Origin of the sequence: Mycolicibacterium vaccae NBRC 14118 = CIP 105934, assembly GCF_001552715.1 — a bacterium.
In the GTDB taxonomy this organism is placed as follows: domain Bacteria; phylum Actinomycetota; class Actinomycetes; order Mycobacteriales; family Mycobacteriaceae; genus Mycobacterium; species Mycobacterium vaccae.
In genome coordinates, this window is the sequence record NZ_BCRS01000054.1 from 19721 (window position 1) to 34321 (window position 14601).

Below are 14601 nucleotides of genomic sequence, written 5' to 3' on the forward strand. Positions count from 1 at the left end.
AGCCAGGGGCTGTGGCACCGTCTTGAACGAATCGGACACGCGCCCCGATCAGGACTCGCGGATGCCGTCCAACCGCTTGGACGCTTCCTCGAACCCGCTCACCAGCTCGGCGACGATGTCGGCCACGGGGCGGATCTCGTTCATCCGGCCCACGATCTGTCCCACCGGCATCGCGACGGCGGTCGGATCGGTGGACTCGCTCATCCGCTGGTGGGCTTCACTGACCAGAATGTTCTGCAGCGGCATCGGCAGCGGCTCCGGGGCGCCGTCGGCGTCCCAGGCGTCGGTCCAGCGGCTCTTGAGCAGCCGGGCCGGTTTACCCGTGTAGATGCGTCGGCGCACGGTGTCGGCCGACGTCGCGTGCAGCATGGCCTCCTGCACCACCGACCGGCCCGACGGCAGACGCACACCCAGGTCGTACTCGGCCGAGGTCAGGAACGCCGAACCCATCCAGACCCCCTGCGCGCCAAGGGCGAGCGCGGCAGCGACCTGCCGTCCGGTGCCGATCCCGCCGGCGGCCAACACGGGCGCCCGGCCCCCGAGCGCGTCGACGATCTCGGGCCACAGCACCATCGAGCCGATCTCACCGGTGTGCCCGCCGGCCTCATGACCCTGGGCGACGACGATGTCGACGCCGTTCTCCACATGGCGCAGAGCGTGTTTGGCCGAACCGGCCAGCGCCGCCACCGGCACCCCGGCCTCGTGGGCCTGGTCGATGACGTCCTTGGGCGGCGAGCCGAGCGCGTTGGCGATCAGCTTGATCGGATGTTTGAGCGCCACCTCGACGTGGCTGCGCGCCACCGAATGCAGCCAGCCAAGCACGCCTTCGGACTTCGCCTCGTCCTCCGGCAGCGGCGGCACGCCCAGGTCGGCGAGCGTCTTGTCGACGAACTCGCGGTGCTCGGCGGGGATGAGCTTGTTGATGTCGACCGAGGTGCCCTCGGTCGGGACCTTGGCCGGCATCACGATGTCGACGCCGTAGGGCTTGCCGTCGGTGTTGGCGTCCATCCACTGCAGGACGTTCTCCAGGTCGTCGGCGTCGTTGAACCGCACGCAGCCCAGCACGCCGAGACCCCCGGCCTTGCTGACCGCGGCGGCCACCTTCTCCGACGGGGTGAAGACGAACAGCGGGTACTCGATGCCGAAGCGATCGCAGAGTTCGGTACGCATCAGGCTTGTGCTCCAACGTGTTTGGCATGGACTTCGTCGGCGGGCCGTTCTTCGGTGGTGTCCTTGGCCCACCGGTAGTCGGGCTTGCCCGCCGGTGAGCGCTTGATCTCGTCGACCAGCCAGAGGCTGCGCGGGACCTTGTATCCGGCGATCTCCTTGCGCACGAACGCATCCAGGTCGGCAAGGGTGGGGCGGGCGCCGTCACGCGGGTGCACGACTGCGGCCACATGCTGGCCGAAGCGCGGGTCCGGCACCCCGACCACCAGTGCGTCGAACACGTCCGGGTGGCCCTTGAGCGCGGCCTCCACCTCTTCGGGGTAGATCTTCTCGCCACCGGAGTTGATCGACACCGAGCCGCGGCCCAGCATCGTCACGGTGCCGTCGGCCTCGACCTCGGCGTAGTCACCCGGAATCGCGTACCGCACACCGTTGATCGTCTTGAACGTCTCGGCGGTCTTCTTCTCGTCCTTGTAGTAGCCGACGGGAATGTGGCCGCGCTTGGCGATGATGCCGCGCACCCCGGAACCGGGCTGGACCTCGTTGCCGTCCTCGTCGAGCACGACGGTGTTCTTGTCGATCGTGACACGGGGACCGCCGGTGTGCGACTCGCCCTTGGCCACGATGCTGGTGCCGCCGAAACCGGTCTCCGACGACCCGATCGAGTCGGTGATGATGCGGTTGGGCAGCAGTTCGAGGAACTTCTCCTTGAGGCTCGTGGAGAACAGCGCGGCCGTGCTGGCGAGCAGGAAGAGCGACGACAGGTCGTACTCGTTACCGGCGTCCTGATGTGCCAGAAGGGCGTCCAGAAGCGGGCGGGCCATCGCGTCACCGGTGAAGAACAGCAGGTTCACCTTGTGCTCGTGGATCATCCGCCACACCTGATCGGCGTCGAACTCCGGTGCGAGCACGACGGTCTGGCCGGAGAACAGCGCCATCCAGGTGGCCGACTGTGTGGCACCGTGGATCATCGGCGGGATCGGCAGACGCACCATCGGCGCGTTCTCCTTGGCCTGCTTGGCCAGCCCGTACTCGTCGGCGATCGGCTCGCCCGTCGCAAAGTCGGTGCCGCCGAACAGGACTCGGTAGATGTCCTCATGGCGCCACATCACGCCCTTCGGGAAGCCCGTGGTCCCGCCGGTGTAGAGCAGGTAGATGTCGTCCTCGCTGCGCGGCCCGAAGTCCCGCTCCGGCGAGCTCTTCTCGAGCGCGGAGTAGAACTCCACCCCGCCGTAGCGCTGGAAGTCGTCGTCGGACCCGTCTTCGACCACCAGCACAGTCTTGACCGCGGGGGTCTCGGGCAGCACGTTGGCCACGCGGTCGGCGTAGCGGCGCTCGTGCACGAGCGCGACCATGTCCGAGTTGTCGAACAGGTACTTCAGCTCACCCTCGACGTAGCGGAAGTTGATGTTGACCAGGATCGCGCCGGCCTTGATGATGCCGAGCATCGCGATGACGATCTCGATGCGGTTGCGGCAGTAGAGCCCGACCTTGTCGTCCTTCTGCACTCCCTGGTCGAGCAGGTAGTGCGCGAACCGGTTGGCCTTCTCCTCCAACTCGGCGTACGTCAGCTGGTCGTCACCCGAGATCAGGGCGACGCGGTCAGGCACGGCGTCGATGGCGTGCTCGGCGAGATCGGCGATATTCAGGGCCACGGCTCTAAATTAGAACGTGTTACATTTTCAGACAAGTCGCTGTCTTCGATGAGGAAAGGCGGACGCCCGTGAGCGAGCCCCACAAAGGTCCAGACGCCCTGGTTGAGCAGCGCGGACACACGCTGATCGTGACGCTGAACCGGCCGGAGGCGCGCAACGCGTTGTCCACTGAGATGCTCTCGATCATGGTCGACGCCTGGAACCGCGTGGACGAGGATCCCGAGATCCGCACGTGCATTCTGACCGGGGCGGGTGGCTACTTCTGCGCGGGCATGGACCTCAAGGCCGCGTCGAAGAAACCGCCGGGCGACTCGTTCAAGGACGGCAGCTACGACCCGTCGAAGATTCCCGCGCTGCTCAAGGGCCGGCGGCTGACGAAGCCGCTGATCGCCGCGGTCGAAGGCGCCGCGATCGCCGGCGGTACCGAGATCCTGCAGGGCACCGACATCCGGGTGGCCGGCGAGAGTGCGAAGTTCGGCATCTCCGAAGCCAAGTGGAGCCTGTACCCGATGGGCGGGTCGGCGGTGCGGCTGCCGCGCCAGATTCCCTACACGATCGCGTGCGACCTGCTGCTGACCGGACGGCACATCACCGCCGCCGAGGCGCTGCAGTACGGCCTGATCGGCTACGTCGTCCCCGACGGCACCGCGCTGGACAAGGCGCTGGAGATCGCCGAGGTGATCAACAACAACGGTCCGCTCGCGGTGCAGGCCATCCTGAAGACCATCCGCGAGGCCGAGGGGTTGCACGAGGAAGAGGCGTTCAAACCCGACACCGCCAATGGCATCCCGGTGTTCCTGTCCGAGGACGCCAAGGAGGGCCCGCGGGCGTTCAAAGAGAAGCGCGCCCCCAACTTCCAGATGAAGTAACCGCCGAAACCGCATTCCACGCGGTCGAATCGCGGAAACAACCGCGTGGAATGCACGTTCGGCGGAGGAATTACGCGGCGTTCTCCCCCACGGCCCACAGCCGGTCGATCGCGACCTGGCCGTCGGCCAGGCTCTGTGCGGCCAGCGGCTTCAGCTCGGCCATGGCGGGCTTGGTGTCGGCCATCGTGAGCTCCACGACGATGAAACGCGGGCTCAGGCCTGTGAGCGACACCCCGTGGGTCAGCCAAGTCTGGGCGTGATCCCAGCCCTCCCGGGGCGTTCCAGGACCGTAGCCGCCCCCACGCGTCTCGATCGCGACGAGTTCGGTGCCGCCGAGAAGGCCCGCACCGGTCGCCGCGTCGATCGACAGACCCGGCGCGACGATGTGGTCCACCCAGGCCTTGACGGTGCTGGGCGGCCCGAAGTTGTAGAGCGGCAGGCCGAGCAGGACGGTGTCGGCGGCGTTGATCTCCTCGACCAGGACCGCGCTGAGCGCTGCCGACGACCGTGGGTCCAGATGAGGTAGCGGATCGGCGGCCAGGTCGCGATAGGTGACCGTGCCGCCGGGATGGGCGGCCTGCCAACGGGCGGCGGCCCGCGCGGTGAGACGACGGCTGACGGACTGTTCGCCCTGCACCGACGAGTCGAGGTGGAGAAGATGCGGCATATCTGACCTCCTATAGATAGTTAGTGGAACACAAACTATATCTACACCAGGAAGTTTTAGTCCATTCCCGTAACCTTGCGCAGGTGAGTGCGGGCGCGCGGTCGGAGTCGCTACTCGGCCCTTTGCTGGACCTGGTGCTGCGGCGGCTTCGGGGCGCCGCCGAGATCGAGGTCGCCAAGGTCGGGTTGCGAACCCGGCACGTCATCGCGCTGACCGTGCTGCGCGATTTCGGCGAGCAGAGTCAGGCGGGTCTCGCCGAATCGCTCGGCATCGATCCGACGAACGTCGTCGCGCTGCTCAACGACCTGGAGTCCGCAGGCCTGGTGGAACGTCGGCGTTCGCCGCAGGACCGGCGCAGGCACACCGTGATCCTGACCCCGCCCGGTGCCGATCGGCTGGCGCAGGCCGAGACCGCGCTGGCCGCCGTCGAGCACCGGTTGTTCGCCGCGCTGGAACACGACGAGCTGGCTGCGCTGCATGCACTGCTGCAGCGGGCCGCCATGGTGACCGCCGGTGGACCGGAGTTCCCGGCGGGATGCGTGGAGGACCGCAGCTGTTAGGCGGCTTTCCTGCCGCCGAAACTGCATTCCACGCGGTCAAATCGAGGAAAACACCGCGTGGAATGCAATTTCGGCGGGGAGCAAGGCCCGCTAGGCCAGCACCTTCGGCGACGGCGTGAAGACCACCGGCATCGACTCCAGACCGCTGACGAAGTTCGCCGGCCGCAGCGGCAGCATGCCTTCGTCGGCGAGTCGCATGTCGGGCAGGCGTTGCAGCACCTTGGTCAGCATCAGCCGCAGTTCCAGCCGGGCCAGCTGATTGCCCAGGCAGAAATGCGTGCCGAAGCCAAAAGCCAGGTGGCTGTTCGGGTTCCGGTGGATGTCGAACTCGTCGGGGTTGCCGAAGACCGCCTCGTCGAAGTTAGCGGACTCGAACATCAGCATGATCTTCTCGCCCGACTTCAGCGACGTGCCGTGGAATTCGGTGTCGGCGGTCAGCGTCCGGCACATGTTCTTCACCGGGGAGGTCCAGCGAAGCATCTCCTCGATGGCGCTGGGCAGCAGCTCCGGATCCGCGACGGCCTGGCGCCACTGATCCTGGTGTCGCAGAAGCTGTTCGGTGCCGCCCGAGAGCGTGTGCCGGGTCGTCTCGTCCCCGCCGATCAGGATCAACAGTGTCTCGAAGACGATCTCGTCGTCCGACATCCGCGAACCCTCGACCTCGGCGTTGACCAGCACCGAGAACAGGTCGTCGCGGGGATTGGCCCTGCGGTCGGCGATCACCCCCATGGTGAACGCGGTGTACGCGGCGAACGTGTCCATCAGCTTCTGGATGGCCTGCTCGTCGACTGTCGAGGACAGGCCGCTGACCAGGTCGTCGGACCACGTGAGCAACATGTCGCGCTCGTCGGGCAGCACGCCGAGCATGTCCCCGATCACCGCCATCGGCAGGGGCGCCGCGATGTCGCGGACGAAGTCACACTCGCCACGCTCACAGACGGCGTCGATCAAAGTGTCACAGAGCTTTTCGATCGACGGCACCTTGTCCATCACCCGCTTGCGGGTGAAGCCGGAGTTGACGAGCTTGCGTCGCAGCAGATGCGACGGATCGTCCATGTCGATCATGTACGGCATGCCCGGCTGGTCGGGCCGGATTCCGCCGGTACTGGAGAACAACTCCGGGTTTCGCTCGGCGTCGAGCACCGCCTGATAGGTCGCCGCCGCGGCCAGTCCGTTGCGGTCCCGGAACACCGGCTGATTCGCCCGCATCCACTTGTAGGCCGCGCGGGCCGCGGTGCCGTCGGCGTAGAAGTTGCCGTCGGCCAGGTCGACGTCAAGACCTGCTTCAACAGTGGATGTCATGAGGCTCCTACGATTTTGGAGTCGGCGAATGTCATGTCGACGTTGGCTGCCGAACTCGACACCAGCGCGCGTTTGGGCAAGCCTAGGGACGAAAGTTCGGCTGCGTAGGGATGTTCGCCAAGTCGGAGCGAGACACCTCCCGGGCGGTAGCGCACCCCCGAGAGCACCATCTGCCCCTCGGTCTCCCGGGTCACGCCGTCGAGGTGGGAGTAGGTCGAGTGCACCTGCGGTTTGCCAGCCAGCGCCGCAGGCACCGGGAGGCCCGGCGCGAACTCCATGCTCACCGCGTGCTGCCCGTCGATGGTGACGTCAAAACCGAAGTGGCGTCCGTTTCGAATGGTGAAGTCGGCCATCACCTTCGGGTAGCCCCAGATGGTGCGACCCGCTTCCAGGGTGAATGACTGGTCGACCGGCAGGTGGTGCACGAACGCGCCGGCTGACTGCAGCGCCTGCACACCCGTCGCGTGCGATCCGGGCGGGTTCACCATCACGTTGGTGCCGTACTCGTAGTACTGACCCAGATCGGTGTCCTCGTAGCGCATCAACATCAGCACCACCATCGCCCGGCGGTCACCTCTGCCGAAGCGACATACCTGCAGGCCGCTGTAGTCGATCATGCGCTGCGCGGCGTCGGCGTCGACGACGAACATCGCGGTGTGTTGGTACGCCGTGCGCACCCGAACCGGCATCGTCAGGACGGTTCCGGCGATGGTGTGTTGTGTCACACCGCACAATCTAGAGCGCGCGCTAGACACTCGGCAAGGAAGTGTCTAGTCAGGTGGTCAGACGAGCGCCGCCAGGTCGCGGATCTGTTCCGGCGAGCGGGCGCCGACAACCATCATGGTGACGCCGGCGGCTTCCCAGGCCTTGATCTGCTCCTTGACGTAGTCCAGGTTGCCGACGATCGCCGAGTCGTCGACCAGTTCGTCGGGGATCACCTTCGCCGCTTCGTCTTTTCGGTCGCTGCGGAACAACTTGGTGACGTCGTCGACCACCTCGGCGTACCCCATCCGGCGGTAGACGTCGGCGTGGAAGTTGGTGTCCTCGGCGCCCATTCCGCCCATGTAGAGGGCCAGGTGCGGCTTCATCAACTCCATGATCTCGGCGCGGTCATCGGTGACGACCACCTGCGCGGTCGCACAGATCTCGAACGTCTCCCGGGTGCGCCGGGCACCCGGGCGGGCGAACCCTTCGTCGAGCCATTCGTTGTACATCCCGGCGATACGCGGCGAGTAGAAGATCGGCAGCCAGCCGTCGCAGATCTCGGCGGCCAGCGCGACGTTCTTGGGTCCCTCGGCCCCGAGCATCACCGGTATGTCGGCGCGCAGCGGGTGGGTGATGGGCTTCAGGTTCTTGCCCAGCCCGGTGGTTCCTTCGCCGGTCAGCGGGAGCGGGTAGTGCGGGCCGTCGCTGCGCACCGGGGCCTCGCGGGCCCACACCTGACGCAGGATGTCGACGTATTCACGGGTGCGGGCCAGCGGCTTGGGGAACTTCTGGCCGTACCAGCCTTCGACGACCTGCGGGCCGGAGACACCGAGGCCGAGGATGTGCCGGCCGCCGGACAGGTGATCCAGCGTCAGCGCCGCCATCGCGCACGCGGTCGGTGTGCGTGCAGACAGCTGGATCACCGACGTGCCGAGCCGCATCCGGGTGGTCTCGCGGCCCCACCAGGCCAGCGGGGTGTAGGCGTCCGAGCCCCACGCCTCGGCGGTGAACACCGTGTCGAAGCCGGCCTCCTCGGCGGTGGCGACGAGTTCCGCGTGGTTGGTCGGAGGCTGCGCGCCCCAGTAACCGAGTTGCAGACCTAGCTTCATTCCCGCCACCCCTCCCGCTGCTTCACGGCACCCGTCCTTCCGGGCCGCCGGGCCCGCTCCTTGAAACCATTCTTAGAACCTGTTCTACTCGATGCCGTGACCACCAGCCAAAGCAGCCCGGTGCAGATCGATCCGCATGAGCCGCCGCTTTCCGCGCCGCTGAAGCTCGCATTCGACTACACCCGTTCAGTAGGACCACTCCTGGGTGAGTTCTTCACCGCCCTGCGGGGGCGGCGCATCGTCGGGGTTCGCGGCTCGGACGGCAGGGTGCTCGTCCCGCCCGCCGAGTACGACCCCGTCACCTGGGAGCAATTGACCGAGATCGTACCGGTGGCCAGTGTCGGAACGGTGCTGTCGTGGACATGGCAGCCCGAGCCGCTGGAGGGTCAGCCGTTGGACCGGCCGTTCGCCTGGGCCCTGATCAAGCTCGACGGCGCCGACACCCCACTGCTGCACGCGGTGGCCGCCGACGGACCCGAGGCCGTCAGCACCGGCGCGCGGGTGCACGCGCACTGGGTGGACGAGCCAGTCGGCGCGATCACCGACATCGCCTACTTCGCGCTCGGCGACCAGCCCGAGGACGTCCCGCCGCCGCCGGAGGGTCTCGACCCGGTCACCATGCTCGTCTCACCGAGCACGATCGAGATTCAGCACACCGCATCGCAGCCCGAGAGCGCGTTCCTGCGCGCCCTTGAACAGGGCAAGCTGCTCGGGGCCCGGTCCGGGGCCGACGGCAAGGTGTATTTCCCGCCGCGCGAGGCCAATCCGACGACCGGACGGCCGCTGGACGAGTTTGTCGAGTTGCCCGACAAGGGCACCGTGACGACGTTCGCGATCATCAACATCCCGTTCGCCGGTCAGCGCATCAAACCGCCGTACGTCGCCGCGTACGTGCTGCTCGACGGCGCGGACATCCCGGTGCTGCACCTGGTCTCGGACATCGAGGCCGACAAGGTCCGGATGGGCATGCGGGTGCAGGCGGTGTGGAAGCCCGAGGACCAGTGGGGCCTGGGTATCGACAACATCGAGTACTTCAAGCCGACGGGTGAGCCCGACGCCGACTACGACACCTACAAGCATCACCTCTGAGGACGGACATGACTGAAGTAGCTGTGGTCGGGTTCGCGCACGCACCGCACGTGCGCCGCACCGACGGCACCACCAACGGCGTCGAGATGCTGATGCCGTGCTTCAAATCGATTTACGACGATTTGGGCATCACCAAGTCCGACATCGGTTTCTGGTGCTCGGGATCATCCGATTACCTTGCCGGGCGGGCATTCTCGTTCATCTCGGCGATCGACTCGATCGGCGCGGTGCCGCCGATCAACGAGTCACACGTGGAGATGGATGCGGCGTGGGCGTTGTACGAGGCCTACATCAAGATCCTCACCGGCGAGGTCGAGACCGCCCTGGTGTACGGGTTCGGCAAGTCCTCGGCCGGCACCCTGCGCCGGGTGCTGGCGCTGCAGACAGACCCGTACACCGTCGCGCCGCTGTGGCCGGACTCGGTGAGCATGGCCGGGCTTCAGGCGCGTTTCGGGCTGGACTCCGGCAAGTGGACCGCCGAACAGATGGCCCAGGTCGCCCTGGACGCGCAGGCCGCGTCGCCGCGGGTGGACCGCCTGGAGCCGGGCACCAGCGTCGAGGAGTTGCTGGAGCGTCCGTATTTCGCAGAGCCATTGCGCCGCCACGACATCGCGCCGATCACCGACGGCGCGTCGGCGATCGTGCTGGCCGCCGGGGACCGCGCCCGTGAACTCCGGGAGCGCCCGGCCTGGATCGCCGGGATCGAGCACCGGATCGAGACCCCGGTGCTGGGTGCGCGCGATTTGACGGTGTCGCCGTCGACCGCAGCGTCGGCGGCCGCGGCCACCGGCGGCGACACCTCGTCAATCGAGATCGCCGAGCTGTATGCGCCGTTCAGCCACCAGCAGCTGATCCTCAAAGAAGCCATCGGCCTGTCCGGTGCGACGAAGATCAACCCGTCGGGCGGTGCGCTGGCGGCCAACCCGATGTTCTCGGCAGGCCTGGAACGCATCGGTTTCGCGGCCCGGCACATCTTCGACGGAAACGCCTCGCGCGTGCTGGCCCACGCCACGAGCGGGCCTGCGCTGCAACAGAACCTGGTCGCGGTCTTGGAGGGTAAGTAACGATGAGTAAGAAACTCGCCGCCGTCCTGGGCACCGGACAGACGAAGTACGTGGCCAAGCGCAAGGACGTGTCGATGAACGGCCTCGTCCGCGAGGCGATCGACCGTGCGCTTGAGGACGCCGGGGTGACGCTCGCCGACATCGACGCTGTCGTGGTCGGCAAGGCGCCGGACTTCTTCGAGGGCGTGATGATGCCCGAGCTGTTCATGGCCGACGCGACAGGCGCCAGCGGCAAACCGCTGATCCGCGTGCACACGGCGGGTTCGGTGGGCGGATCGACCGCGATCGTGGCCGCCAGCCTGGTACAGGCCGGCAAGTACCGCCGGGTGCTGACGATGGCGTGGGAGAAGCAGTCCGAATCCAATGCCATGTGGGCGCTGAGCATTCCGGTGCCGTTCACCAAGCCGGTGGGCGCGGGTGCAGGCGGGTATTTCGCCCCGCACGTGCGCGCCTACATCCGCCGCTCCGGGGCGCCGAACCACATCGGCGCGATGGTCGCGGTGAAGGACCGGCTCAACGGGGCCAAGAACCCGCTGGCCCATCTGCAGCAAGCCGACATCACGCTGGAGAAGGTGATGGAGTCCCCGATGCTGTGGGATCCCATCCGCTACGACGAGACGTGCCCGTCCTCCGACGGGGCGGCGGCGATGGTGATCGGAGACGAGGCCAGCGCGGACGCCCGTGTCGCCGAGGGACATCCGGTGGCGTGGATCCACGCCACCGCGCTGCGCACCGAGCCGCTGGCCTACGCGGGCCGGGATCAGGTCAACCCGCAGGCCAGCCGAGATGCCGCCGCCGCGCTGTGGAAGTCGGCCGGCATCGAGAGCCCGATCGACGAGATCGACGTGGCCGAGGTGTACGTGCCGTTCTCCTGGTACGAGCCGATGTGGCTGGAGAGTCTGGGATTCGCGCAGGAGGGCGAGGGCTGGAAGCTCACCGAGGCGGGTGAGACCGCGATCGGCGGGCGGATCCCGTTCAACCCGTCCGGTGGCGTGCTGTCGTCCAACCCGATCGGCGCCTCGGGCATGATCCGGTTCGCCGAGTCCGCGATCCAGGTGATGGGCAAGGCCGGCGCGCACCAGGTCAAGGGTGCCCGAAAGGCCCTCGGTCACGCCTACGGCGGTGGCGCACAGTACTACTCGATGTGGGTGGTCAGTTCGGACAAGCCGGCCTGATGAAGTACACCTGCAGCGTCGCGATGGGTCCGGTCGACCAGCTCATCGAGATCGCCAGGACGGCCGAAGAAGTCGGATTCGACGCGATAGCGCTGCCCGACTCCCTGTTCTACATGGAGAAGCAGTCCGCGGACTATCCCTACACCCCGGACGGCTCCCGGATGTGGGACGAAAAGACTCCGTGGGTCGATCCGCTGATCGCGGCGGCCGCGATGGGCGCGGCGACCTCGACGCTGCGGTTCTACACCAACGTGCTCAAGCTCGGGTCCCGCAACCCGTTGCTGTTGGCGCGCCAGGTCGGCTCGGTGGCCAACCTGACCGGCAACCGGTTCGGGTTCGGCGTCGGGATCGGCTGGGCACCCGAGGAATTCGAGTGGTGCGGCGTGCCCTACGCCAGGCGGGGCAAGCGGGTCGACGAGATGATCGAGGTGATCAAGCTCGTGCTGGCCGGCGGCATGGTGGAGTTTCACGGCGAGTTCTTCGATTTCGACCGCCTTCAGATGAGTCCGGCGCCCACAGTGCCGGTGCCGTTCTACGTCGGCGGCCACACGGAGGTGGCGCTCAAACGCGCAGCCCGGGTCGGAGACGGGTGGACCAGCGCGATGATGACCGGCGAGCAGCTCGCCGAGACCATCACCGCGATCAACGCGCTGCGCGCCGAGTACGGGCGCGCCGAGGCACCGTTCGAGTTCCAGGCGGTGTGCATCGACAAGTTCGGCGTCGACGGGCACCGTGAGCTCGCTGAAGCCGGTGTCACTGACAACATCGTGATCCCGTGGGTGTTCGACGGGCTGAGCTTCGACGCGCCGATCGAGAAGAAGAAGGACTCGCTCAAGCGCTTCGCCGACACCTATATCCACTCCGGCTGGCAGGACTGACGGCCTGCTGTCGCCCGCTGTCAGTTCGGGCGGGTCCGGTGTTCGACCACCAGGTAGTCCCCGCTGCACAGGACGCTGCCTGCGGTACCGGCCAGGATCTCCTCGGGCACATCGCCGACCGCATGCCCGAGGGTGTCGATGAAGTAGAACTCGTTGGGTGAGCCTGTTTCGTAGCTCGCCTGCTTGGCTGTCAGTTGCCCGTCGGTGGCGAGCCAGATCAGCGCGGCGTTGTTGGAGATGCGGGCGGCGGCCGGCGCGTCCGCGATGCGCGCCAAACAGTCGTGGTCCTGGCCGCCCAGCTGTATCGCGCCGAGGTCTCCTTCGCGGTCCGCCCGCACCAAATCTGTTGTGACGACAAGCACCAGGCCCGCCAGCCATGCCACCATGACGATCTTCCCGCCGAGTCGGCCGGCACGGAGGACACCGGACGGCCGTCCGGTGCCGGCCGCGACAACGTAGGTGTAGACCAGCCACAGCACCGCAACGGGCAGGACCGGCAGCAGGAATCGTGGAGAGATCGGGTCTACCAGGGTGGTGACCGCTCTCCAGTAGAGAATCGCTGCGTACACGCCGATCCCGCTCCATGCCCATACGGTGAAACGCCGGTAGGCCGCGTCGTCGGCGTGCCAGGCCGCGCGGGCCAATCGCAGCGCCAGCAGAGTCAGCACGAGGGCCAGTACCGCGCCGGCAACAACCTCGTAGCGGAACAGCGGGAAGTGCCACCGGGCGACGAGCAGCTGCCAGAACGTCGCCGCCGAGAACATCACCGTCTTGCGGAGCACGTCGACCTGCGGAACCAGCCCGCCGGTCGCGGTGCCCGCTGTCACGAGGTTGACCAGCATCGCGCTCACCGTCCCGGCGACACCGCCGACGATCGGCGCCACGGCACGGCGCCCCAGCACGCGGGCGCCTTGGTCACGGAGAACCAGAAGCACGACCGCGCCGACGGCCAGTCCGAGGGGTGCGGCCACGCCGATGAAACGGATGTTCGGCAGTAGGAATGCGGCCGCCACGCCCATTGCCAGATCGCTTCGCCGCGGCGGCTCTTGCGTGAGAAGACACCCGACCACCACGTGGTAGAAGAACGCCAGCACCAGGAAGGTGAACAGCATTTCCGACTCCAACAGCGGAGTGGAATCCACCACCACCGGGCTGGCCAGCACGGCCGCCGCCCCGACCAGGTACGCACCGGACGGCCGATACGCGTCCAGCCGCCGGGCGATGAGCACCACATACGTTGCCACCCCGGCCAGCGCCCCCAGTTGCAGGACGAACCCGAGGTCGACCATTGCCCGCGCGTTGGCGCCGAGGGTGGCTAGCGCGGCCGGGTAGCCGTAGGGCCAGAGGCCGCTGGCGGCACCGCTCCAGTGGGTGAACTCGGACTGGCGCAAACCTTCTGCCATCGACAGGTACGACACCCCGTCGACGGTCGCCGCGGCGCCATGCACGACCACGTCCAGCGCAACCAGCGAGATCACTGCGACGAGGAGTAACCGGACAGCAACATCGCTCCGATAGCCCTGGCCGACCGGCACCGGAGCCGGGTATACCCGTAAGGACCGTCTGACAGGCGACTTCATGGTGCATTATGCACACATTGCTGTACTCGCTGCAGCAAACTTCCCATAGCCCGAATCGTTGATGTTTGAGCAGTTAAGGACTCTTTTCCCGCATTCAAACACCCGACCAGGCCTCACCAGCACCTGTCCATGACTTCGCTGTGTCAGCGAACTCGATAAAATACGGGGCCGCCGCCGGGCACCGCCGGGCCGCAAGCGGCCGTCCACGGCGCACGGGTTTGCCATCAGATCGCATGCCGACAAGTGAGAAGAGAGGGACGGACGACGCTACGGAAGGCAGCCTCGCCAGACCGTCTGCACCAACCGGGTGATCGCGTCGCCGTCGAGCGGCGACATCCCCGCCACCAACCGGTAGTACGGCGGCGACACCAGTGCGTCGACGGTGACCTCGACGTCGACGTCGGCGCGCAGCTCCCCGCGGGCGACCGCCTCGTGCAGGGTGGCCGCGACCGCGGCCCGGCGCGGCAGGATCCACTGGTCCAGAAGCGCCCGCTCGATCGCGGGGTCCGACGGCGACGCGGCGATCACGTTGCGCAGCACCGGTCCGGTCGCGGGGTCGGCCAGCAGCGCGTTGAGCGCGACGACGTGGTGGGTGACGGCCTCGACCGACGTGCTGCCCGGCGGCCGGGTGATGGACTCGCGCACCGCCTCGAGCAGCCCCTCCAACACGATCGCCGCAGCTGACGGCCACCACTTGTAGATCGTCGTGCGGCTGACCGCGGCGCGTCTGGCGATCGCGTCCACCGTCGCCGCGGCGGGCCCACCGGCGAGCGCCAGGTCA

The 14601-nt window shown here is 67.4% G+C and carries 14 protein-coding genes; 6 read left to right on the plus strand and 8 right to left on the minus strand.

All coding sequences use genetic code 11. From position 1 onward, the window contains the following. Positions 1-48: 48 nt before the first annotated feature. Positions 49-1170 carry an NAD(P)H-dependent flavin oxidoreductase gene (locus tag MVA01S_RS12475; RefSeq protein WP_003930527.1) on the minus strand — a complete coding sequence of 374 codons (1122 nt, stop codon included), beginning with the start codon at positions 1168-1170 and terminating at the stop codon, positions 49-51. Beyond that, positions 1170-2822 (minus strand): medium/long-chain-fatty-acid--CoA/3-oxocholest-4-en-26-oate--CoA ligase, encoded by a 1653-nt coding sequence (locus tag MVA01S_RS12480; RefSeq protein ID WP_003930528.1) that lies wholly within the window; start codon positions 2820-2822, stop codon positions 1170-1172. The genes MVA01S_RS12475 and MVA01S_RS12480 overlap by 1 nt, the downstream gene beginning before the upstream one ends. Positions 2823-2890: 68 nt before the next feature. Between MVA01S_RS12480 and MVA01S_RS12485 the strand changes: the two genes are divergently transcribed. Next, positions 2891-3691: a crotonase/enoyl-CoA hydratase family protein gene (locus MVA01S_RS12485; protein ID WP_003930529.1), complete on the plus strand. Its 801-nt coding sequence runs from the start codon at positions 2891-2893 to the stop codon at positions 3689-3691. 70 nt (positions 3692-3761) lie between these two features. On the opposite strand, the gene MVA01S_RS12490 is transcribed toward MVA01S_RS12485, so the two are convergent. Further along, positions 3762-4358 carry an FMN-dependent NADH-azoreductase gene (locus MVA01S_RS12490; protein WP_003930530.1) on the minus strand — a complete coding sequence of 199 codons (597 nt, stop codon included), beginning with the start codon at positions 4356-4358 and terminating at the stop codon, positions 3762-3764. Between the two features lie 83 nt (positions 4359-4441). Here MVA01S_RS12490 and MVA01S_RS12495 point away from each other — a divergent pair, with 83 nt between their 5' ends. Continuing rightward, positions 4442-4918, plus strand: coding sequence for a MarR family winged helix-turn-helix transcriptional regulator (locus MVA01S_RS12495; protein WP_040541202.1), 477 nt, complete (start codon positions 4442-4444; stop codon positions 4916-4918). A gap of 90 nt (positions 4919-5008) precedes the next feature. Here the strand turns inward: MVA01S_RS12495 and MVA01S_RS12500 are convergent, their stop codons facing one another. Genes MVA01S_RS12500 through MVA01S_RS12510 form a run of 3 tightly spaced genes read right to left on the minus strand, consistent with a single transcriptional unit; the run spans position 5009 to position 8034 of the window. Beyond that, positions 5009-6220, minus strand: a complete 1212-nt coding sequence (locus tag MVA01S_RS12500; protein WP_003930532.1) for a cytochrome P450 — start codon at positions 6218-6220, stop codon at positions 5009-5011. Beyond that, positions 6217-6945 (minus strand): acetoacetate decarboxylase family protein, encoded by a 729-nt coding sequence (locus tag MVA01S_RS12505; protein WP_003930533.1) that lies wholly within the window; start codon positions 6943-6945, stop codon positions 6217-6219. Before MVA01S_RS12505 ends, MVA01S_RS12500 begins: the two co-directional genes overlap by 4 nt. Before the next feature lie 57 nt (positions 6946-7002). Then, a complete protein-coding gene (locus MVA01S_RS12510) occupies positions 7003-8034 on the minus strand; it encodes an LLM class F420-dependent oxidoreductase (protein WP_003930534.1) in 1032 nt (343 codons plus the stop codon). Between the two features lie 96 nt (positions 8035-8130). Here MVA01S_RS12510 and MVA01S_RS12515 point away from each other — a divergent pair, with 96 nt between their 5' ends. The 4 genes from MVA01S_RS12515 to MVA01S_RS12530 are packed head-to-tail and all read left to right on the plus strand — an operon-like array spanning position 8131 to position 12240. Further along, positions 8131-9123: a Zn-ribbon domain-containing OB-fold protein gene (locus tag MVA01S_RS12515; protein WP_174538905.1), complete on the plus strand. Its 993-nt coding sequence runs from the start codon at positions 8131-8133 to the stop codon at positions 9121-9123. Between the two features lie 8 nt (positions 9124-9131). After that, positions 9132-10187, plus strand: coding sequence for a thiolase family protein (locus tag MVA01S_RS12520; protein ID WP_003930536.1), 1056 nt, complete (start codon positions 9132-9134; stop codon positions 10185-10187). Between the two features lie 2 nt (positions 10188-10189). Then, a complete protein-coding gene (locus MVA01S_RS12525; RefSeq protein WP_003930537.1) occupies positions 10190-11362 on the plus strand; it encodes a thiolase family protein in 1173 nt (390 codons plus the stop codon). Continuing rightward, positions 11362-12240 carry a TIGR03619 family F420-dependent LLM class oxidoreductase gene (locus MVA01S_RS12530; RefSeq protein WP_003930538.1) on the plus strand — a complete coding sequence of 293 codons (879 nt, stop codon included), beginning with the start codon at positions 11362-11364 and terminating at the stop codon, positions 12238-12240. Before MVA01S_RS12525 ends, MVA01S_RS12530 begins: the two co-directional genes overlap by 1 nt. Positions 12241-12260: 20 nt before the next feature. Here MVA01S_RS12530 and MVA01S_RS12535 read toward each other — a convergent pair whose 3' ends face one another. Both MVA01S_RS12535 and MVA01S_RS12540 read right to left on the minus strand, forming a co-directional pair. Next, positions 12261-13718, minus strand: coding sequence for a hypothetical protein (locus MVA01S_RS12535; protein WP_003930539.1), 1458 nt, complete (start codon positions 13716-13718; stop codon positions 12261-12263). Positions 13719-14087: 369 nt separating this feature from the next. After that, positions 14088-14601: TetR/AcrR family transcriptional regulator (locus MVA01S_RS12540; RefSeq protein WP_060941605.1), on the minus strand; the 514-nt coding region annotated here is incomplete at its 5' end.